Genomic DNA, 19,678 nt, shown 5'->3' on the forward strand with positions numbered 1-19,678 from the left:
TTCAGCTGCGCGGGATCGAGGCGGTTCCCGCAACGGGTGCTCGGCCACGAACTCGCGCAACGGCGTGATCAACAAGTGGTGCTCGCCGAGGAGCTGCGCAGCCCGGTCGCCAACCAGATCTTCCTGTCCGTGGACTCGAACACGCGGTCCGTCGCGCCGCTGGAGGAATGAGCAATGCAGCTCGTCACCGAGGACAACATCACCGAACTGGCCCAGGAGCGCTGGTCCGGCGCCAAGGACCCGCGCACCGCCGTCGCCGCGCACATGGCGCTGACGTGGCGCGGCGAGCTCAAGCCGGGCGAGTGCGTCATCGTGCTGGGCTGCGGCGCGGTCGGCCAGTCCGCCATCCAGCTCGCCCGCGCGGCAGGTGCCGGTCACGTGGTCGCCGCGGCCCGATCCGAGAAAGCCCGTGAGCGAGCGAAACGAGCAGGCGCGGACACCGTCATCGGCCTCGAAGATTTCAGCGGCATCGAGGCGGACCTCCTGCTGGACCCGCTGTTCGGGGCTCCCGCAGCCGCCGCGGCCCAGGCCCTGCGACCGGGCGGGCGCTGGGTGAACCTCGGCGGCTCCGCGGGTGAGACCTGCCCCGTCACGTCGTCGACGATCCGCAGCCGTTCGCTGAAGTTGTTCGGCTACACCAACAACGAGCTCAGCGCACAACAGCGAGCCGAAGCCATCTCGACCGTCGCCCATCTGGCAGCGCGAGGTCAGCTCGCCGTCGACCACGAGGTCGTGCAGCTCGCAGACGTGACCAACGCGTGGCGCCGTCAGGCGGAAGGCGCCACGCGTGGCCGGATCGTGCTCGTGCCGCGGTAGCTCAGCGGCAGGTCCAGCGCACCGGCTTCGTACCGGCGAACCCGGCCATGACGCCACCCTCACCGATCGCGTCCGGCGTGCCCGAGGACACACCCTCCGGCAGTGGCAGCGTGGCCGGCAACGTGGTGCCCTGCCACACCACCGGGGTCTTCTTACCGTCGTCGAGGTAGCCGGCGGCGAACCCGTGCTGGTTCACCGACGTGACCACACCAGGACCGGCGAACTCCTCCACCACGCCTGTCGCCTCGTACCACTTCCACGATCCGTTCGTGCCGCGGAAGACCACACCGTCCGAGATCAGCGCACGCGGATAGGCCGACGAGCCCACCTCCGGCACCCCGGTCAGCACTCCGTCGCGCCACAACCAGGTCCCCGTGGAGGACCTGAGCAGCACCCTGCCGTCCTCGCCGACCGCGACAGGCGTCGGCCACGGCACTTCGGCCGGATCGATGACCTGCGGGACACCGCCGTCCGCACGCCACAGCACCGCGGCCCAGCCGAGCGAGCCGATCGGCTTCACCCTGGCGACCACGTCGCCGCGATCGTTGATGTCGTCGACGAGCCAGAGCTCGTACCCGGACGGCAGGGGCAGCTCGCGATAGCCGGCACCGGGCGTGTAGGTCATCGCCGCGGAGCTGCCGTCCGCGCGGTAGGCGACGGCGACGACCTCCCCCGAGGCATTACCGGCAGCGGTCACGAACTTCGTGACGCCGTCCGGTCGCGGAACGACCTCGACGCCCGCCGTGGTCCACCGCACCAGCGCGTGGTCGGTGCGTCCCGGCGAGTAGAAGCCCGTCACGCCACCCTGCCCGTCCACACCGGTGATCCGGAGGTTGCTCCAGCTCATGCCGTCCTGGACGGGCAGGTCCTCGACCGTGCAGCCCGCCGCCGCCGACGAGGCGGGCGCGAGCAGAGTGGTCACGAAAATCGCCGCGGCCAGCGAACCGAGCGCGCGACGAGACACAGAAACAATGCGCATGCAGACATCCCCCAACGGAGTCCCCAATTCTCCTTAGTGGACACCATGCCAGGCCGGGATCACACCGCGCTAGTGGCCCGTGTCCTGCGCCACGCGACCACGATGAACGCGATCAGCCCGAGCAACGGGATCGTGCTGATCGCCCAGGACAACCCCATCGGCGGCCCCGGCTGCTCCATCACCTGCAGGTTCGTCGACGAGCCGGTGGCGGGCCCGGCCGGACCGTCGATGTCGAACTTGAACGTCCACGTGCCCGGCGCCGGCAGTGCCTGGATGTCCAGCCCCCAGACCTCGCGCTTGCGGGGATGGCGGGCCAGCGGCGAGTCGTCCACCTCCTTCTGGCCCCGCAGCATGGTCAGCGTGCCCTTCTTGTCCGCGATGCCGTCCTCGGGCGCGAACGTGAAGTCCAGTGACTGCATGGCTTTCACCGGCCACGTGCTGAAGCCGACAGTCAGGTTGTACGGCCCGGCCTGGACCTTCTCCGTGTGGACGACGTTCACCGGCTCGAAGGCCAGCGACGGGGTGGCGAGGCCGAGCAGCAGGGCGGCCGTGCCCAGGAGACCCAGCAACGTCTTACGCATGGCTGTTTTCCTTTGCTGGTGCGAGCTGGCGCAGCATGTGGCCGAAGCGACGGCCGAGCAGCGCGGCGAGGGCGCCGAACACGGCGGCGAGGGCGATGGTGGCGAAGTACCTGGCGTTGGCCGTGAACGGCGCGCCGTAGGTGAGAACGCGCTGGAGTGGCGCGCACACGGCGATGACCGCGCCGCCCACCGCGCCGGGGATCCAGACCGGCAGCTTGTGCAGCAGTTCCACGGCCACCGCGACGATCACCAGGCACATCGGGATCATGTTGGGCATGCCGGGGATGCCGTCGGTGTAGTCGCGCAGCGGCAGCCCGCTCGCGTTCGCGTAGACCTCCGCCGCCCACGGGGAGAACCACCAGAACACGGCCTGCAGCACCGCGACCGACAGACCGACGGCCAGGGCACCACCTCGGCGGCTCAGCGCGTGAGCGGCCATGAAGAGGATCATCACCGAGAAGAACGCCGTGCCGACCGAGACCGGGTTGGCGAACGAGGCGGGCACCGCGCGCAGGCCGAGCGAGGTCACCATGCTGAACACCAGCAACGCGGCCGCGCCGACGACGGTGCCGTAGGTTCCCCAGCGCTGGTCACGAGCGACGGCGAAGATCATGACCGCGCCGACCATGGTGATCGAGATGGACAGCAGCAGGCCGATGTGCGGCGGCGAGTCGATCACGGCGTCGAAGCCGTACAGACCGTGCCACCACTGGTCCCACAGGCCGTACACGAGGAACAGGGCCGCGCCGGTGCCGGAGATCAGGTAGCCGACGGGTGCGGCGAACGTGCGGCCGAACACGCCGACCGCGCGGCCGCCGACGATCGGGTCGACGTCCTTGTCGCGCTTGGCGGCCGCCGTCGTCATGAGGACGACGACCAGGCTCGCCAAGCCGGAGATCGCGCTGCCCGCGTACAGGAACAGGTGTGGCAGCGTGAAGAACGTGTCCGGCCCGACGTCCGAGTGCCATTGGATGTCCCAGGTCAGGCCGATCAACGAGATCAGCGTGCCGCCGAGCACCAGGCTCGCCGGCACCAGCCCCCTCGGCACCGACCTGGTGGCCGGTGCTACCGCCGTGATGTCCACGAATCCCCCTTCAGGTGAGCAGCAGCGGGATGACGACCCGCTGCGCACTGAGTGACACGGTGATTTCCCATTGCCCCGCCATGAACAGGCCGACGTCGCCGACCTGGTAGTGACCGGGTTCGAGCGGCCCCGCGGTGAGCGGGGCGATCGCGTGGCCCATCTGCGGCATCGCCGGTTCGACCACGACCTCGTCGCCCTGCACGGGTTTTCCCTGCAGATCCGTTATCCGCAGGTCGAACGAGTTGACACCGCTCTTCGTGCTCGCGGGCGTCAGCACGAACCGCAGCTGCCCGGTCTCGGCCAGATGTGGTTGCGCTTCAACGGTTCGCGGCCACAAGATGATCAACGCGCCCGCCGCCGCGACGACCACTGTCAACGCGATCAGGACATATCGCTTCACTTCTCGGCCACCCCCTTCGCCGGCACCTCGACGACCGTCGGAACGGTGATGATCGAGTAGTCGCGTTCGACCTGGATCCACACGAGGTACTTGCCGGGCAACGGGAACGAGTACGTGAACGGCACGTTCGGTCCGTACGCGGCCACGCTCTCGTCCGGCTTGTCGGGCATGCCCGGCGCGGGCGGGATCATCGAGTGCACGTGCGCCCAGATCGGCGCGTTCGCCGGCTTGTCGGTGACCGGCCCGACGACGATCATGTGCCCGAGCATCCCCAGCCACGGTTGCAGATCCTTCACGCCGAACCCGGCCGTGATCGTGCTCGGCCGGCCCGCCTCACGGATTTCCGTTGCCAGCTCGGCTTTTCCGTCGTTCCGGACAGCCGTGCCCCCGGTGACGTCCACCTGCGACCGGAGCAGCTGCACTCCCCCGCCCCGCCGGGCGATCTCCGCGGCGATCGCGTGCGTGCCCTGTTCAGGAGACTGCAGACGAACCCGGTACTCCCCCGGAGCCGTGCGGATCGGGTGCAGGTGACGGAGATTTCCGGCCGGTGACACGACCACGAGGTGCACGAACGCGCTGTCGTGCACCAGCAGGTCGTCCACGGGGCGGCCGGACCCGTCGGTGAGGCTGAGCACGAGGTCGCTTCCACTCATGCTCGGCACCAGGTTCACGGGCGGCCGCGAGAAGTCCACTATGGACGTTCGCTGATACGGGTCGTTGACGTTGTCGAACGTCGGATCCAGCTGAGTGCCAGGTGCCGCGACCGGTGGGATGCCCGGCGACAGCAACGCCGCCGTCGCCGCCACCGCGATCGCCGCGACCATGCCCGCCGTCGGCACCAGTGCGAGACCGGGCTTTCCGAACACCGCGAACAGCAACGCCAGGAACAGCAGCACACCGGCCGCGATGAACCCGCCGAAGGTCGCGTTCTCCCACGGCGACGCCACCAGCGCCGGGACGACGAACGGAATCGTCGCCTCGTCGACCGCCAGCTCCCACGGGCCGGGCCGGTCGATGGCCAGGACGCCCGAGTAGAAACCGGGCTTCTCCCCCAGGACCACCTTCGTCGTGCTGGTCTGAGCACCCGCGGCCCGTGCGGTCAGGGTGATCTCCCCCGCCGGCGAACCGGCGTGCGTCACCACGTCGACGTGCACAGGCCCCGGCACCTCCGCGACCCTCCGGATGATCACCGTGAGGTCGCGGCCGCCGAGCGTCTGCGCCACGTGGATGTCCGCCCCGGCCTGGGCACCGTCGGCCAGCGCCGGTGTCACGATCCCCAGGATCGCCCCCAGCGCGAGCAGCAAGATCGCACCACTTCGCTTCATCGTGGCCGAAGGTAGCGATCATGCGGGCCCGAATGCGTCACTGCTGAGGCGGAAACCGCATCCCCCGCACGGGGGACTTCCGACCCCTGCGAAGCAGGACGTGCTCAGGGTCGCGATGCGGCAAGATTCTGCAGCGATGTACCCGATCAAGCTGTCACTCAAGCACCAGTCGTGGCTGGTCGCGGCCACCTGCATGGTCGCGGACGGCGGGTTTGTGCTGCTCAACCGCTGTGCACCGTGGCAGACGGCGGTCGTGCTCACGATGACCCTGGCCGTGAACGCGTTGCTGGCCGGTCCCGCGCGGTCGGCCGGCTGGGTCGCGGCATTGCAGGCGGCCGTACCGTTGATCGTCCTGGTGCTCGTCGGCGACCGGATGCACTCCAACGAGGCGGGCCTGCTGATCGCCGGTTACCGCGCGGGGGCCTGGCTGCGCGGCGTCGAAGCGTGGTCCTCGCTCGCCGTGGTCGCCGCGAGCGCGTTCGTCTGCCCGTACGCGATGGGCACGGACGTGGTGCGGTCGTTGCTCGTCGTCGCGAAGATCGCGATCCTGCCGTTCCTCGTCGGCCGCTACACCACCGCCCGCCGCGCCTATCTGGCCGAACTGGAGAAGCGTTCGGCGATGGAACAGGCGGACGCCCAAGCCGCCGTCACCAAGGCCATCACCGAGGAGCGCAGCGCGATCGCCCGCGACCTGCACGACGTGATCGTGCACCACGTGAGCGCCATCGGTCTGCACGCCGGCGCGGCGCGGCTGAGTCTGCCGGGCGGCGACACGAAGCTGGCCGGGTCGCTGCGGTCGGTCGAGACGTCCAGCCGCGCGGCCATGGTCGACCTGCGGCACCTGCTCGACCTGCTGCACGGCGACAACTCCGAAGGCGCCCGCCAGCCCGGCCTGGACAACCTCGACGAGCTCTTCGACGGCGTCCGCGCGGCAGGCACCCCGGCGCGCCTGGAAGTGCGCGGCCAGAAACGCGACGTGCCCGACTCGTTGGACATCACGGTCTACCGGATCATCCAGGAGATGCTGACGAACGCACTGCGGCACGGCGACGCGTCCGGCGTCACCGTGACCCTGCAGTACGAACCGGACTCGCTGACCATCACCGCCGCGAACGGCACGGGTTCGGGCAACGGCCACAACGGGTCCGTGCGCCGCGGCCTCGTCGGCATCCGCAACCGCGCCGGCATGTTCGCGGGCACGACCCAGTCCGGCCTCGAACCGGACGGCCGCACCTGGCGCACCGCGGTCACGTTCCCGCTGGAGGTGTCATGACCCTGACCGTGCTGCTCGCCGACGACCACGCGATGCTGCGGTCCGGGATGCGCGCGATCTTCGAGACCCAGGCGGATCTGAAGGTCGTGGCCGAGGTCGCCGACGGCCGCGCCGCCGTCTCCGAGGTCGCGCGGCTCCGCCCGGACGTGGCCGTGCTCGACATCCGCATGCCCAAGCTGGACGGCCTCGGCGCCACCGAGATGATCCTCTCCGACCCCGCGAACCGCACCAAGGTCCTGCTGCTCACGACCTACGACAGCGACGAGTACGTCTACCGCGCGCTGAACGCCGGTGCCAGCGGGTTCCTGCTGAAGTCGCTGCCACCGGAGGAACTGATCTCGGCGGTCCGGGTGGCAGCGCGCGGCGACGCGCTGATCGACCCGTCCGTGACGCAGCGCCTGATCGCCCGGTTCGCCGTCAGCCTGGCGCCTCCTCCCACCCCACCGGAGCTGGCGTCGCTCACCGCACGCGAACGCGAGGTGCTGCAACTCGTCGCGGCGGCCTACAGCAACGCCGAGATCGCAGCTCAGCTGCACGTCGGCGACGAGACGGTGAAGACGCACGTGTCGCGCGTGCTGGCCAAGCTGGGGCTGCGCGACCGGGTGCACGCCGTCGCCTACGCCCATGTGAACGGATTGGTGCAGGGCCGGAGATGACCATGCCGAAACCGGTGCGCGACAAGCTGTCCGCTGATCAGCGCCGGTAGATCGTGATGGAGTGACCGACCTCGTCGATCGGCGTGCTGCTCGCGATCAGCCATGCCAGCCGCTGGTCCGCCTTGGCGATCGCGGTATCCGACACGACGAGCAACCCACGCACCTCACCTGATGGCACAGCACGTGGATCAGAAGCCGTGATCCCGTAGTACGACGGCACACCCGCTCCCTTGTACACCAACCAGATCCGCTCGTCCGGATATCGCTCCCGCAGCCGATCCGCGAGCCGCCCGAGGTCCTGCCCCCAGTCGACGTTCGAGTCGTGCAACCGCAGATGGGTCTTGGACGGCCCACCGAACGCCTCGTTGGAATACGGCAGGTAGTAGGGAAACGCGAGCAAGGAGCTGACCGCGACCAACACCACTGCCACGTACGCCCACCGCTTACCGATGAGAACAACAGCACCTGCCGCGACCGCGAGGAACATCGGCACGAAGACCGCGTACCGCACGCCGAGGTCGCGGCTGCTCGTCATCATCAAAGCCAGTAGCACCGCCGTGGGAGCGAGCACATAGGCGGCAGCGACCCGCTTTCGGCGCACCAGAACGACGACACCGGCTACCCACAACACCAACGCGCCCAACGGTGACTTCACGAGCAGCGCCGCAGGGAGGTAGTACCAACGCGCGCCCTCGTACGGGGTGCCGAACAGGAACCCGCCCCACACCCGGTTCTCCATGCCGAACTGGGCGCCCATCCCGTCCAGGTACAGCTGGGGAAACGGCGCCTGCGGATCCACGACGACGTAGGAGGCCCACACCACGACCATCGCGACCAGCCCGGCGATCCAGGCCGCCTTGAGACGCCGCCCGGACAGCACGACCAGCAACAGCACCACGGGAACCGCTGCCAGCGCGGTCATCTTCGTGGCCACCGCCGCCCCGAGGGCAAGTCCCACCAGGGCCGGATGAACATCGGACCTCCACGTCAACCAGACCGCAGTCAGCAGAAACCCGGCCACAGCAACGTCGAGCGTCGCCAACGATCCGTGCGCGATGACGTCCGGTGAGAGCGTGTACAGGGCAAGCGAGACAGCTCCACCCGCAGGCCCGAAGAGATCCCGCGCGAACAGGAACACCACCAGCCCGAACAACAACGTCAGCACGATCATCGGCAACCGCGCGAGCAACAACAGCCGCCCAGGCGAGTTGCCCGACTCGTACAGCACGTGCCGCCCCAGCACGGTCTGGTCGCCGGCGAACGACGGATCGAGCCGGACGCCGGCGAACACCAGCCCGGTCGACATGATCAGCTTGCCGAACGGCGGGTGCTCCGGGTTGCAGCGCAGGCTGTGCTGCTGTAGCTGCACGACCGCCGCGCCGATGTACACCGGCTCGTCGATGGTCGGCGTCTGCCGCACGGCCGCCGTGACCATCGCGACCGCCATCTGGGCCAGCAGCACGAACACGATCAGCCGCACACTCACTGGAACGGGAGTGCCCACCCGTCAGGTTGTCACCCGTGGCGCAATCGCACCACCTCAGCTCGGGCGTGGGCGACGCGGTAGGTCTCGTGGCCGCCCGCCAGTGCGACCTCACGAGCGAGGTCACCGGCGGCTTCGACCAGGTGACGGGCCCGGCGCCGGTTGCGCACGAGCTTGCGGAACGCCCTGCGGTCCTTGCGCAGCCCGCTCACCGCCGTCAACAGCGCCGGATCCACCACGCCCGCTTCGGCTTCCGGTCCGAGCAGGTCCCGGACCCACGCCCGCTCCTGCCGCGCCGCGTGCCGCAGCACGTGGAACAACGTCCACAGCTCCACGGCCGCGATCAGGAACGGCAGCAGGATCGACAGCAGCACCCGGCTACCGGCGATGCCCGACATGGAGTCCCACGCGAAGTGGAAGATCATCGCGGCGAGCATCGTGAGCAGCCCGCGCAACACCTTGCGGTCGCCGGGCACGCGCCCGAGCACCCACATCAGTCCGGCGCAGAAGATCGCGCTGAACAGGGCGTGCGACACGATCCCGAACGCGCCGCGGAGCAGGAAGATCTGCAGCGACGAGCCGATCTGGTCGACGCCGAACGACTGCGCGGCGCCGTTGTAGACGTACAGCACGTCCTCGAACACCTGGAACCCCAGGCCGATGAACGCGCCGATGATGAACCCGTCGTACGCGCTGCGCACCAGCCGTGGCGCGAGCCCGATCAGCAGCACGAGCCCGAGCGCCTTGCCGATCTCCTCGTTGATCGGCGCGGTGAGCCCGGCGGCCCAGTCGGCGGCGAACTGGGTGCCGCCGAGCTTCGCCCAGATCTCCAGCAGCGCGGAGTTGGCCGGCAGCGCGATCCAGAACGTCGCGGCGACACCACCCCAGAAGAAACCGGTGGCGAGCACCGCGCCCGGTTGCGCGGTGTAACGGTTCTGGTGACGGAGAAGCAGCAGCCACGGGATCAGGTAGAGCCCGAACAGCAGCACGCCGCCGGTCAGCGCCGGGCGGTAGAAGTCCGCGCCCGGCCCGAAATAGCGGAACATCGCGAGCGCACCGCCACCTACACCCACCGCGTACACCCAGAACGCGAGGTTGTCCGGCTGGAACAGCCGGAACGGCCGGCCCCACCCGGACTGCTCGATCGCGACCAGCTGCGCGTTCTTCACCCCGGAAATGTTCATCGGGGTCATCGGCCCGCTCCCGGCGTGATGGAGCGCAGGAGAGCGCTCACCGTGTCCTCGTAACGCTCGAACTGGCCAGGCGCGGTCCGCACGCGGACCAGCAGCGCGACGCCGGGCGACATCTTGAACGCGACCTGCACCCCGTCACCGCTGGGCGAGCTGCTGCTCTGCGCGACGCCGACCAGTCCCCCGTCGGTCGTCACGGTCCCCCGCCCGGCAGCCACTCCACCACTGCCCTGCGACCGCAGCACCTGGTCGAGGAACGCGTCTGCGCTCCCGGTGAACGACGCGCCGCGCAGACCGATCGTCGCGCCTCCCGTCGCCAGGTCGACCTGCAGGCTCGTCGGCGACGCCCCCGTCAGCGTGCCGTTCTCCAGCTGCCAGCCCACCGGCGGCACCGCGGTCGCGCCACCGCCGAGATCCAGCACCTGGCCGGCCTTGATCTCGTTGTGCCACGGGATCGCGGCGTTCACCGCGGGAAGCCCGTACGCCAGCACGAGTGCCACGGCCAAAACGATCAACGCGGGCCGGAACGTGCGCCTGTCGAGGCCGAGGAAGCGGTGCTCCACCGGCACCCATTGCTCACTCATCACGTGATCACCTGACCACATTCCACAGTTTCCGGCTCGATGAACCGGTCCCCGAAACGCTATGCAACTGGAACGTGTTCTAGTTATGCTTCAGCGCATGATCGCCGCTGTGGTGTGGGGAACGGGAAACGTCGGCCGTGCCGCGATCCGGGCCGTCGAGGCCCATCCGGCGCTGAAGCTCGCGGCCGTGGTCGTCAACAACCCGGACAAGGTCGGCAAGGACGCCGGCGCGCTCGCCGGGCTCGACGTCGAACTCGGGATTGCCGCGACGAATGACATCGACGCCGTGCTGGCCGCGAGTCCGGGCGCCGTGGTCTACGCCGCGTCCGGCGACATCCGGCCGGACGACGCCCTCGCCGACATCACCAAGGCGATCCGGGCGGGCGCGGTCGTCGTCACGCCGTCGCTGTACGCGCTCTACGACCACCGCAGCGCACCTGCAGAGTTGCGAGAACCGGTTCTAGCCGCGATCGCCGAGGGCGGCGGTTCGCTGTTCGTCTCCGGCGTCGACCCGGGCTGGGGCAACGACGTGCTCCCGTTGCTGGTCAGCGGCCTGAGCAGCGAGGTCGACGCGATCCGCTGCCAGGAGATCTTCGACTACTCCACCTACGACCAGCCCGACGCCGTGCGGTGGCTGATCGGGATGGGCCAGCCGCTCGACTACCAGGCACCGATGCTCATGCCGACCGTGCCGACCATGGTGTGGGGCGGGCAGATCCGGCTGATGGCCCGCGCGCTCGGCGTGGAGATCGACGAGATCCGCGAGACCGTCGACCGGCGCGCACTCGACGCCACCGTCACGACGCGGATCATGGGTGAGTTCGAAGGCGGCACGCAGGGCGCGATCCGGTTCGAGGTGCAGGGCATCGTCGGCGGCGAACCGCTGATCGTCATCGAGCACGTCACGCGCATCCACGCCTCCTGCGCTCCCGACTGGCCGATGCCGCCGTCCGGGGACGGCGCCCACAAGGTGATCATCGAGGGACGTCCGCGCATCGAGGTCTCGGTCGAGGCCACCGACGAGGGCGAGAACCGTTCCGCCGGCGGCAACGCGACCGCGGTCGGCCGTCTGGTGAACGCCATCGACTGGCTGGTCGAGGCCGAACCAGGCCTCTACGACGCGCTCGACATCCCGCTGCGCCCCGCCGTCGGCAAGCTAGGGAGGACCAAGCGATGAACATCGACATCCCCGAGGGCAAGGACCCCATCGGTTACGTGTGGGGCGAGATGGTGCCCGGCATCGGCATCGCGGCGGCGAACTTCTCGCTCGCGGTCTACCAGCACACCACGCTCGGGCTGCGCGAGTTCGAGGCGGCGCGGCTGCGGATCGCGCAGATCAACGGCTGCATGTTCTGCCTGGACTGGCGGACCGAACGCGACGGCGCCAAGGTCGAGGACGAGTTCCTCGACGCGGTGACCCAGTGGCGCACCACCGACGCCTTCGACGACCGCGCGAGGCTGGCCGCGGAGTACGCCGAGCGGTACGCACTGGATCACCACGGTCTCGACGACGAGTTCTGGTCCCGCATGTCCGAGCACTACAGCCAGGTGGAGATCGCGGAGCTGAGCATGTGCATCGGCTCCTGGCTCGCGTTCGGCAGGCTGAACCACGTACTGGGCCTCGACGCCATGTGCGTGCTGCCGAAGTTCTGAGCCACACCACTAGAAATCGGTCGCGATGATCTTCTCGACGTTGCGCTCGGCGAGCGCGGTGATCGTCACGAACGGGTTCACCGTGGTGGTGCCGGGAATCAGCGAACCGTCCATCACGTACAGACCGCTGTACCCGTGCAGGCGACCGTAGTTGTCGGTGGCCCTGTTGATGATCGCGCCGCCGAGCGGGTGGTACGTGAGGTGGTCGCCCCAGGTCTTGTACACGCCGAAGAGGTCGGTCCGGTAGATCGTCCCCTCCTTCGCGTTGATCTTGTCGAAGATGGACTTGGCGGCGTTGATGGACGTCTGCTTCCACGCCGTCTGCCAGTTCAGGTCGGCCTTGCCCGTGGCGGCGTTCCAGGAGAACTGGGCGCGGCTCGGCGTCCTGGTGATCGACAGGTAGAACGACGCGTACGTCTCGATCCCGGTCGGCAGCGGGGCCACCTCGGCGAACGCGCCACCCGCCGCCCAGTTGTCGATGCCCGCGGTCGGGATTGACGACTGCAGTGCCCCGGTCGCGTCCCACAGGTGGTTCGCGCGGCCGACCATGACGTTGCCGTTGTCGCCCCAGCCCTGGCCGATCTCGCCGTTCAGGTTCGGCAGAGCTCCAGTGGCCTTGAGCTTCGTCAGCAGCTTGCTGGTGCCGACACTGCCCGCCGCGAAGAACACCTTGGCCGCCGTGACGGACTTGGTGGTCACGACCGCACCCGTCGTGTTGAGCTCTTCCATCGTGACCGTGTAGCCACCGGACGCCGGGGTGACCGACGTGACCCGGTGCAGCGGGGAGATCGTGACGCGGCCGGTCGCCCTGATCTTCTGGAGATAGGTCTTCTGCAGGGACTTCTTGCCGTAGTTGTTGCCGTACAGGATCTCGCCGGCCAGCGCCGACTTCGGGGCGGTGCCGTCCGCCTCCTGCTTCATGTAGTTCCAGTCGTACACGTTGGGCACGTAGACGAACGGGAAACCGGACCGCTGCGCGTGTTTGCGGCCCACCCTGCCGTACTGGTAGGCCGGGGTGGTGTCGAACCAGGCCGGGTCGATGAGCGAGACCCCGAGCTCGGCGTTGGCGCGCGGGTAGTAGACGTTGTACATCTCGTCGGGGTTGACCGAGGGCAGGACCTCGCCGAAGAACTCGCGCCGCGGCGTCACGGCCATGCCGCCGTTGACGAGCGATCCGCCGCCGACACCGCGTCCCTGGTAGACGGTGATGCCGCTGAACTCCTCCGCGTCCAGGATTCCCGTGTACTTCGGGATGTCCTTGTCGATCGGGAAGCCGAGGAAGTTGCTGAGCGGCTGTTTCGTCCTCGTGCGCAACCAGAACGACCGCTGGTCGGGCGTCGTGGTGTTGGCGAAGATCTTGCCGTCCGGGCCCGGCGTGTCCCAGGCCATGCCCATTTCGATCATGTGGACGTCGACGCCGGCCTGGGCGAGGCGCAGGGCCGTCACACACCCGCCGTAGCCGGTGCCGATCACGAGGGCGGGGACTGTGGCCGCGTCCGAGATCGACGCTTTCGCCGTCCCGGCCAGGCCACCGAGGGCCACCGCCCCAAGAATAGAACCTGTTCCAGTCAAAAATGTGCGCCGTGAAGGACCAGTGGAACCGTTGTCACACCTCATTGTGTGGGCCATGTGATCTTCCTCACTCTAGCCGTATGAGAACAAGTTATACCTGTGCTCACGTGGGGTGTCACTACCTGGCCGTCCCGGTTCTCTCGGCCGGTGAGGTGAAGGGCGTCCTACCTGAGGCGTATCCCGAGGGGGTCCCACAGCCCGATGCCGGACTGCTCCTGGTTGATCCACTCTCGAAAAGTCATTGTCCTGCAAGGAAGTTTCGGAGTGGTGTGCTCATGAACGTCGCTAAGCTGGCTGGCTTGGCCCTGGCGGGGCTGCTCCCGCTCTCGATCGCCGGGGTGGCGCAGGCGTCCCCGTCGGTGCGGTGGGGCGCGTGCGAACGGACCGATCTCCCGGTCATCCCCGGCACCGAGTGCGGCAGGCTGAGCGTGCCCGTCGACTGGTCGCGGCCCTCGGGCGGCACGGTGGCGTTGCGCGTCTTCCGGCTGAAGGTCCCGGACAGCGAGGGGACGATCCTGAACTTCCCGTCCGGCCCCGGCCAGACGGGTGACCTGAGCTTCGCGACGTTGCGCGGCGCACTCCCCCGCTACGACCTGATCGCGCTGGACCCGCGTGGCGTCGGGGAGAGCAGCCCGATGACGTGCGACACCGCGCTGGCGCTCAAGATCCCTTACGTGCCACCGGCCGACAGTTCCGCGTTTGACGCATTGGCAGCGAACCAGAAGGACTTCTGGCGGTCGTGCACCACCGGTGTGCCCGGTCTCGACTCCCATTTGGACGCCTACACGAACGCGCGCGACGCCGACACGTTGCGGACCGCGCTGGGCCTGAAGAAGATCAGCATCCACGGCTTCTCGTACGGGACCTTGACGGCCGAGCGGTATCTGGCCTGGTACGGCCGGAACGTCAACGGGTCGCTGCTGGAAGGCGTGATGAACCCGGCGCAGGGCCGCACCGAGTTCGTCACCTCGGAGGCCGCGGGCATGCAGGCGATCTTCGACAAGTTCGTGCAGTGGTGTGCCGACACACCGTCGTGCGCGCTCCACGGCTCCGAGCCGGCCGCGGTGTTCCGCAAGGCCCAGGAGAACGCGGAACGCGTGCCCGGCACGTTGTTCGGTCTCAAGTGGTCCGCCGTGACGGTCACGCGGTACTTCGAACTGGCCGGCCCCGGCGACTTCGACCGAGTGGCACGCGGCCTGCTCGACCTGTCCGAGGGACGCAACCCGGTGGAGTCCGGTCCTGAGGAGGAATGGCCGAAGCGCGTGCCCTACGCGGACCCGATGGTCTGCCAGGACTTCCCACTGGGTGTCCGCACGGTCGAGGAGGCGCGGAAAGACCTGGCGTCCACCCGTGCGGCGGCGCCGGTTCTCGGTTTCTCGACCAACGCCAGCAACTACAGCTCGATCTGTCTCGGCGGTCCGTCGCCGGCTCCGCACTCGTCCGCGCCGGTGACGTCACGCAGCGCGCATCCGACATTGCTGCTGAGCAACACGCTCGACCCGGCCACCCCGGTTCGCTGGGCCGCACAGGTCGCTTCACAACTGGGTTCGAAGGCACTGCACGTCCGCACGGACAGGGTCGGCCACGGTGGCGGGATGGACGATCCGGCGACGTTGCGGAAGGTGCGCGACTACATGGCCGAGGTGAACAGCTGACCCTGTGCTGAACGGGTGAATGATGCGAACATGTGTTCGTGAGCACGCCGATCCTGCACGCCGACCTGGACGCGTTCTACGCCTCCGTCGAGCAACGCGACGACCCGAGCCTGCGCGGCCGCCCGGTCATCGTGGGCGGTGGTGTGGTGCTGGCCGCGAGCTACGAGGCCAAGGCGTTCGGCATCCGGACGGCGATGGGAGGCGCGAAAGCCCGGCGCCTCTGTCCACATGCGATCGTCGTGCCGCCTCGAATGTCCGCCTACTCGGCCGCGAGCAAGGCGGTCTTCGAGGTCTTCCGCGACACCACCCCGCTGGTCGAGGGCATCTCGATCGACGAGGCGTTCCTGGACGTCGGCGGTCTGCACAAGATCGTCGGCGCACCGGAGCTGATCGCCCGCCGCCTGCGCGCACGGGTGCTCGCGAACGTCGGCCTGCCGATCACCGTCGGCGTGGCGCGCACGAAGTTCCTGGCGAAGGTCGCGAGTGGAGTGGCCAAACCGGACGGACTGCTCGTCGTGCCCGCCGACGGCGAGCTCCAGTTCCTGCACCCGTTGCCCGTGGAACGCCTGTGGGGCGTGGGCAAGGTGACCGCGGCCAAGCTGCACAACCTCGGCATCCGCACGGTGGGCGAGGTCGCGGCGCTCGGCGAGACCGACCTGGTCCTGATCCTCGGCAAGGCGGCGGGCCGGCACCTGCACGCGCTGGCGCACAACCGCGACCCGCGCCCGGTGCAGGTGGGCCGGCGCCGCCGCTCGATCGGCTCGCAGCGCGCACTGGGCCGCCGCGAACGCACACCGGAGGACCTGGACGTCATCCTCGCTTCCTTGATCGACGGCGTGACCCGCCGCCTCCGCGACGCCCACCGCGCCTGCCGGACCGTGGTGCTGCGTCTGCGGTTCGCCGACTTCACCCGCGCGACCCGCTCGCTCACGGTGATCCACCCGACGGCCGACACCGCACTGTTGTTGTCTGCGGCTCGGCAGCTGCTCACCGCGGCGCTGCCGGAGATCGCGGAACGCGGGATCACGTTGCTGGGCGTGTCCCTCACCAATCTCGGCAACGAGGACACGATCCAGCTGATGCTGCCGTTCGACGACCACGTGCCTGGCGCTTTGGACGCCACGCTGGACCGGCTGAAGGACCGCTTCGGGTCGGCCTCGGTGACCCGGGCCGCGTTGCTCGGTCACGATCCGGGCATCTCGGTGCCACTGCTGCCCGACTGAGACCTGGTGATCCGAGTTCGCGGCAAATGGAGTCTTGATCGCTCCACCCGTGCGCGCCAAGGTGAGAGACGTTCAGGTATCTGAACGACCTCGGAAGCCGATGGCGTCAGACGAGGAGCACGGATGCGCGTCATAACCCTGCTGGCTTTGGCCAGTTTGATCCTCCCTGTGCCCGCGACAGCGCAGCCCGGCGACACGGTCGTGTCCGGGCAGGCCAGGTTCCAGATCCTCTCCCCCACCCTGATGCGGACTGAGTTCGCGGCAGACCGCAGATTTGAGAATGCCCTCAGTTACAACGTTGTAAATCGCACCTTCCCCCGCACGGCCTACAGCCAGCGGGTCCAGGACGGGTGGCTGGTGATCACCACCTCGGCGATGACCCTGCGGTATCGCGTCGGGTCCGGGCCGTTCCGGGCCGACAACATCGAGCTCAAGGTCAATGGCACGACCGCGTCCCCGTGGTGGCGGGTGGTCTGTGCGACCGGGCAGCTCTGCGAAGCCGAAGACCAGCAGCGGGAGGGGATGCTGGTCGCTGCCGAGCATGCCGGCCACACCGGCGCGGGCTTCGTCGCCGGGTTCTCCTACACCAACAACGGGATCACGGCCACCGTCAATGCTTCGAGCGCCGGTCGACAGCGGGTTGTCGTCCGGTACGCCAATGGCGTTGGTGGCGACGGGAAGCACGAGAACCGGACGCTCAGCCTCGGCGTCGACGGGCGGGTGCGGCAGATCACCCTGCCCGCCACCGCGGACTGGCAGGACTGGAAACTCGTCGAGACCGAGGTCGACCTGACCGCAGGCGAGCACCGCATTTCGCTCACCAGGTCGTTCGCCGACACGGGCAACGTGAACGTGGACAGCCTCGCGCTTCTTGTTGCCGGCCAACCGTATCCGGGTCAGCGCGCGATCGACGACTGCCGGTTCGGCACCACCTGCGAGGCCGAGAACGGGGTCACCACCGGCGTGATCGCCGACGAGCACGTCGGTTACGCGGGTACCGGGTTCGTCGCCGAGCTCAAGGGCGGCACGAGCCTGACCCAGCGGGTGAGCGGCGTTCCGGCGGCGGGCACCTACGCCGTGAGTCTGCGCTATGCCAACGGGGTCGGCGGTGATGGCAAGCACGAGCCGCGCACGATCTTCCTGAACGGCCAGGCGGTCGTGTTGCCGGTGACGGCCGATTGGACGACGTGGTCCACCGCTTCCGCGCAGGTCCCGTTGCCCGCAGGCACTTCCGACTTCAGGATCACCTGCCCGGACGCGGGCTGCCACGTCAACCTCGACACCATCGGGATCAACTCGGCCCAGCAACACCTGGCGCTCGGCGGCTATCGACGTTCGCTCGACGGCTACACCGGCACGAACGGAGACCCGCGGCTCTATCCGGGGCTGCTGTACCGCGACGGCTGGTACCTGCTGGACGACACGAGTTCCGCTTTGTACAGCGGAAGCACGCCCACGCCACGCGCTCACCGTGGCGCATCGCCGTACCAGGACGGGTACGTGTTCGGGTACGGGCAGAACTACAAGGCCGCGCTGGGTGATCTCGCTTCGCTGACCGGCGGCCCGAAGTTGTTGCCGCGCTGGGCTTATGGCGTGTGGTACTCGGAGTACATCGACCGCACGGCAGCTGATTACCGCGACCGGATCCTGCCCGGTTTCCGGCAGCACGGTGTGCCGCTGGACGTCCTGGTGGTCGACACCGACTTCAAGGCGCGCAACACGTGGAACGGCTGGCAGTTCGACCAGGCCAAGTTCCCCGATCCGCAAGGGTTCCTGGACTGGGCGCACGGCGAGGGGCTGCACAGCACGCTCAACATCCACCCGAGCATCCAGGGCAGCGACCCGGCGTTCGCCCAGGCGCAGGCGACCGCGAAGGGCAAGCTGGCCAAGGGGAACTGCGCCGACTGCTACGTGTTCGACTGGGGCGACCCGGACCAGTTGCGCGCGTACGTGGAGCTGCACCGGCCCATGCCGACCGACTTCTGGTGGCTCGACTGGTGTTGCGACGGCTCGGGATCGTCGATGCGCGGCGTGACGCCGGACTCGTGGATCAACGAGCAGTACGCGAAGCTCGGCGGGTTCGCGTTCTCGCGCGGCTTCGGGTCGTTGCAGGCGGGTGGCTACAGCGGATCCGGACCGCTGCAGACCGGGCCGTGGGCGGAGAAGCGCAACACGCTGCACTTCACCGGCGACACGTCGTCGACGTGGGGCGCGTTGAAGGGCACCATCGGCTACACGTCGGCCGAGGCGGTGTCGACCGGGATGTCCGCGATCAGCCACGACATCGGCGGCCACAACGACACCACCGGCCTGCGCGGTTCGGAGTCCTATGTGGACGCGGGCCAGGTCCGGTACACCACCAAGCTGCCGGACGACCTGTACGCGCGGTGGGTGCAGCTCGGCGCGTTCCAGCCGATCACGCGCCTGCACAGCAACCACAGCGACCGCCTGCCGTGGCAGTACGGACCGGCCGCGCAGGCATCGGCGACGAAGTTCCTGAACCTGCGCGAACGCCTCGTGCCGTACATCTACACGTTGGCGGAGCAGGCGAACCGCACCGGCATGCCCGTTGTGCGGCCTGCTTACCTCGACTATCCCGGGAGTCCTGAGGCTTACTCCACTGTGGACAGTGAGTTCCTGGTCGGGTCCGACATGTTGGTCGCGCCGATCACCACGCCCGGCGACGTCGGTTCGACGCGGGTCTGGTTCCCGCCGGGGCAGTGGACCGACTACTTCACCGGCCAGATCTACCAGGGCAACACCTGGGCGACGGTCAGTGCGGGCTGGGACACGATGCCGGTGTTCATGAGGTCGGGCGGAATGCTCGTCGAGCGCACGCATGATGCGTCCAGCGACCAGCACGCGGACGGTGCGCTCACCGTGCACGTCACCGCCGGAGCCCGCGGCTCGTTCACGCTGTACGAGGACAAGGGACGGACGCGGATCACCCAGAACAACGGGACTCTGGTGGTGCACTCTCCGACCAAACGGGACTGGACCGTCGTGGTGCACAACGCGGACGGGACCAGCAGGACGATCCAGGCCGGTCGGCGGGTGGTGATCAACCTGCGCTGATCCAGTGCCGCAACCGGCGAACTACTCGTCCAGACACCGAATGCGGTTGGCCCTGTCGGCGTCTGCAAGTACCACCAACTCTTGATCAAATCGCCGCTGACCACACCCAACCGGCCCTGGAACCGGCCG

General features: G+C 68.7%; 17 protein-coding genes. 8 read left to right on the top strand and 9 right to left on the bottom strand.

From position 1 onward, the window contains the following. Positions 1-174: 174 nt before the first annotated feature. On the top strand, positions 175-816 hold the full coding sequence (locus ABZX92_RS38485; protein WP_355570404.1) for a zinc-binding alcohol dehydrogenase family protein: 642 nt from the start codon (positions 175-177) through the stop codon (positions 814-816). Position 817: 1 nt separating this feature from the next. Here the strand turns inward: ABZX92_RS38485 and ABZX92_RS38490 are convergent, their stop codons facing one another. Genes ABZX92_RS38490 through ABZX92_RS38510 form a run of 5 tightly spaced genes read right to left on the bottom strand, consistent with a single transcriptional unit; the run spans position 818 to position 5,185 of the window. Further along, positions 818-1,795: a hypothetical protein gene (locus tag ABZX92_RS38490; protein WP_355570405.1), complete on the bottom strand. Its 978-nt coding sequence runs from the start codon at positions 1,793-1,795 to the stop codon at positions 818-820. Between the two features lie 59 nt (positions 1,796-1,854). After that, positions 1,855-2,376: a hypothetical protein gene (locus ABZX92_RS38495; protein ID WP_355570406.1), complete on the bottom strand. Its 522-nt coding sequence runs from the start codon at positions 2,374-2,376 to the stop codon at positions 1,855-1,857. Then, positions 2,369-3,460, bottom strand: a complete 1,092-nt coding sequence (locus tag ABZX92_RS38500) for a hypothetical protein (RefSeq protein WP_355570407.1) — start codon at positions 3,458-3,460, stop codon at positions 2,369-2,371. The genes ABZX92_RS38495 and ABZX92_RS38500 overlap by 8 nt, the downstream gene beginning before the upstream one ends. 10 nt (positions 3,461-3,470) lie before the next feature. Continuing rightward, complete coding sequence (locus ABZX92_RS38505; protein ID WP_355570408.1) at positions 3,471-3,860, bottom strand: FixH family protein; 390 nt, start codon at positions 3,858-3,860, stop codon at positions 3,471-3,473. Next, the gene (locus tag ABZX92_RS38510; RefSeq protein WP_355570409.1) at positions 3,857-5,185 is read right to left on the bottom strand and encodes a hypothetical protein; all 1,329 of its coding nucleotides are present in this window, start codon (positions 5,183-5,185) and stop codon (positions 3,857-3,859) included. Before ABZX92_RS38510 ends, ABZX92_RS38505 begins: the two co-directional genes overlap by 4 nt. 136 nt (positions 5,186-5,321) lie before the next feature. Between ABZX92_RS38510 and ABZX92_RS38515 the strand changes: the two genes are divergently transcribed. Then, positions 5,322-6,458: a histidine kinase gene (locus tag ABZX92_RS38515; protein ID WP_355570410.1), complete on the top strand. Its 1,137-nt coding sequence runs from the start codon at positions 5,322-5,324 to the stop codon at positions 6,456-6,458. Then, positions 6,455-7,114: a response regulator transcription factor gene (locus tag ABZX92_RS38520; protein ID WP_355570411.1), complete on the top strand. Its 660-nt coding sequence runs from the start codon at positions 6,455-6,457 to the stop codon at positions 7,112-7,114. Before ABZX92_RS38515 ends, ABZX92_RS38520 begins: the two co-directional genes overlap by 4 nt. 37 nt (positions 7,115-7,151) lie before the next feature. Here ABZX92_RS38520 and ABZX92_RS38525 read toward each other — a convergent pair whose 3' ends face one another. From ABZX92_RS38525 to ABZX92_RS38535, 3 genes are read right to left on the bottom strand one after another with little or no spacing between them, the layout of a single operon-like run. Next, positions 7,152-8,600: a glycosyltransferase family 39 protein gene (locus tag ABZX92_RS38525; RefSeq protein WP_355570412.1), complete on the bottom strand. Its 1,449-nt coding sequence runs from the start codon at positions 8,598-8,600 to the stop codon at positions 7,152-7,154. Positions 8,601-8,629: 29 nt separating this feature from the next. Next, on the bottom strand, positions 8,630-9,790 hold the full coding sequence (locus ABZX92_RS38530; RefSeq protein WP_355570413.1) for a PrsW family intramembrane metalloprotease: 1,161 nt from the start codon (positions 9,788-9,790) through the stop codon (positions 8,630-8,632). Beyond that, positions 9,787-10,371, bottom strand: coding sequence for a hypothetical protein (locus ABZX92_RS38535; protein WP_355570414.1), 585 nt, complete (start codon positions 10,369-10,371; stop codon positions 9,787-9,789). Before ABZX92_RS38535 ends, ABZX92_RS38530 begins: the two co-directional genes overlap by 4 nt. Positions 10,372-10,468: 97 nt before the next feature. Here ABZX92_RS38535 and ABZX92_RS38540 point away from each other — a divergent pair, with 97 nt between their 5' ends. Both ABZX92_RS38540 and ABZX92_RS38545 read left to right on the top strand, forming a co-directional pair. After that, the gene (locus ABZX92_RS38540) at positions 10,469-11,548 is read left to right on the top strand and encodes a dihydrodipicolinate reductase (RefSeq protein ID WP_355570415.1); all 1,080 of its coding nucleotides are present in this window, start codon (positions 10,469-10,471) and stop codon (positions 11,546-11,548) included. After that, positions 11,545-12,024 (top strand): carboxymuconolactone decarboxylase family protein, encoded by a 480-nt coding sequence (locus ABZX92_RS38545; RefSeq protein WP_355570416.1) that lies wholly within the window; start codon positions 11,545-11,547, stop codon positions 12,022-12,024. Before ABZX92_RS38540 ends, ABZX92_RS38545 begins: the two co-directional genes overlap by 4 nt. A 9-nt stretch (positions 12,025-12,033) precedes the next feature. On the opposite strand, the gene ABZX92_RS38550 is transcribed toward ABZX92_RS38545, so the two are convergent. Then, positions 12,034-13,641: a GMC oxidoreductase gene (locus tag ABZX92_RS38550; protein WP_355570420.1), complete on the bottom strand. Its 1,608-nt coding sequence runs from the start codon at positions 13,639-13,641 to the stop codon at positions 12,034-12,036. 230 nt (positions 13,642-13,871) lie between these two features. On the opposite strand from ABZX92_RS38550, the gene ABZX92_RS38555 reads away from it, so the two are divergent. The 3 genes from ABZX92_RS38555 to ABZX92_RS38565 all read left to right on the top strand — a co-directional run bounded on the left by ABZX92_RS38555 (position 13,872) and on the right by ABZX92_RS38565 (position 19,549). Beyond that, positions 13,872-15,251: an alpha/beta fold hydrolase gene (locus tag ABZX92_RS38555; protein WP_355570417.1), complete on the top strand. Its 1,380-nt coding sequence runs from the start codon at positions 13,872-13,874 to the stop codon at positions 15,249-15,251. 32 nt (positions 15,252-15,283) lie between these two features. After that, positions 15,284-16,474 (top strand): DNA polymerase IV, encoded by a 1,191-nt coding sequence (gene dinB / locus ABZX92_RS38560; protein WP_355570418.1) that lies wholly within the window; start codon positions 15,284-15,286, stop codon positions 16,472-16,474. Positions 16,475-16,597: 123 nt separating this feature from the next. Next, the gene (locus tag ABZX92_RS38565) at positions 16,598-19,549 is read left to right on the top strand and encodes a TIM-barrel domain-containing protein (RefSeq protein ID WP_355570419.1); all 2,952 of its coding nucleotides are present in this window, start codon (positions 16,598-16,600) and stop codon (positions 19,547-19,549) included. Positions 19,550-19,678: the final 129 nt, after the last annotated feature.

It is taken from the genome of Lentzea sp. NPDC006480 (assembly GCF_040611995.1).
In the GTDB taxonomy this organism is placed as follows: domain Bacteria; phylum Actinomycetota; class Actinomycetes; order Mycobacteriales; family Pseudonocardiaceae; genus Lentzea.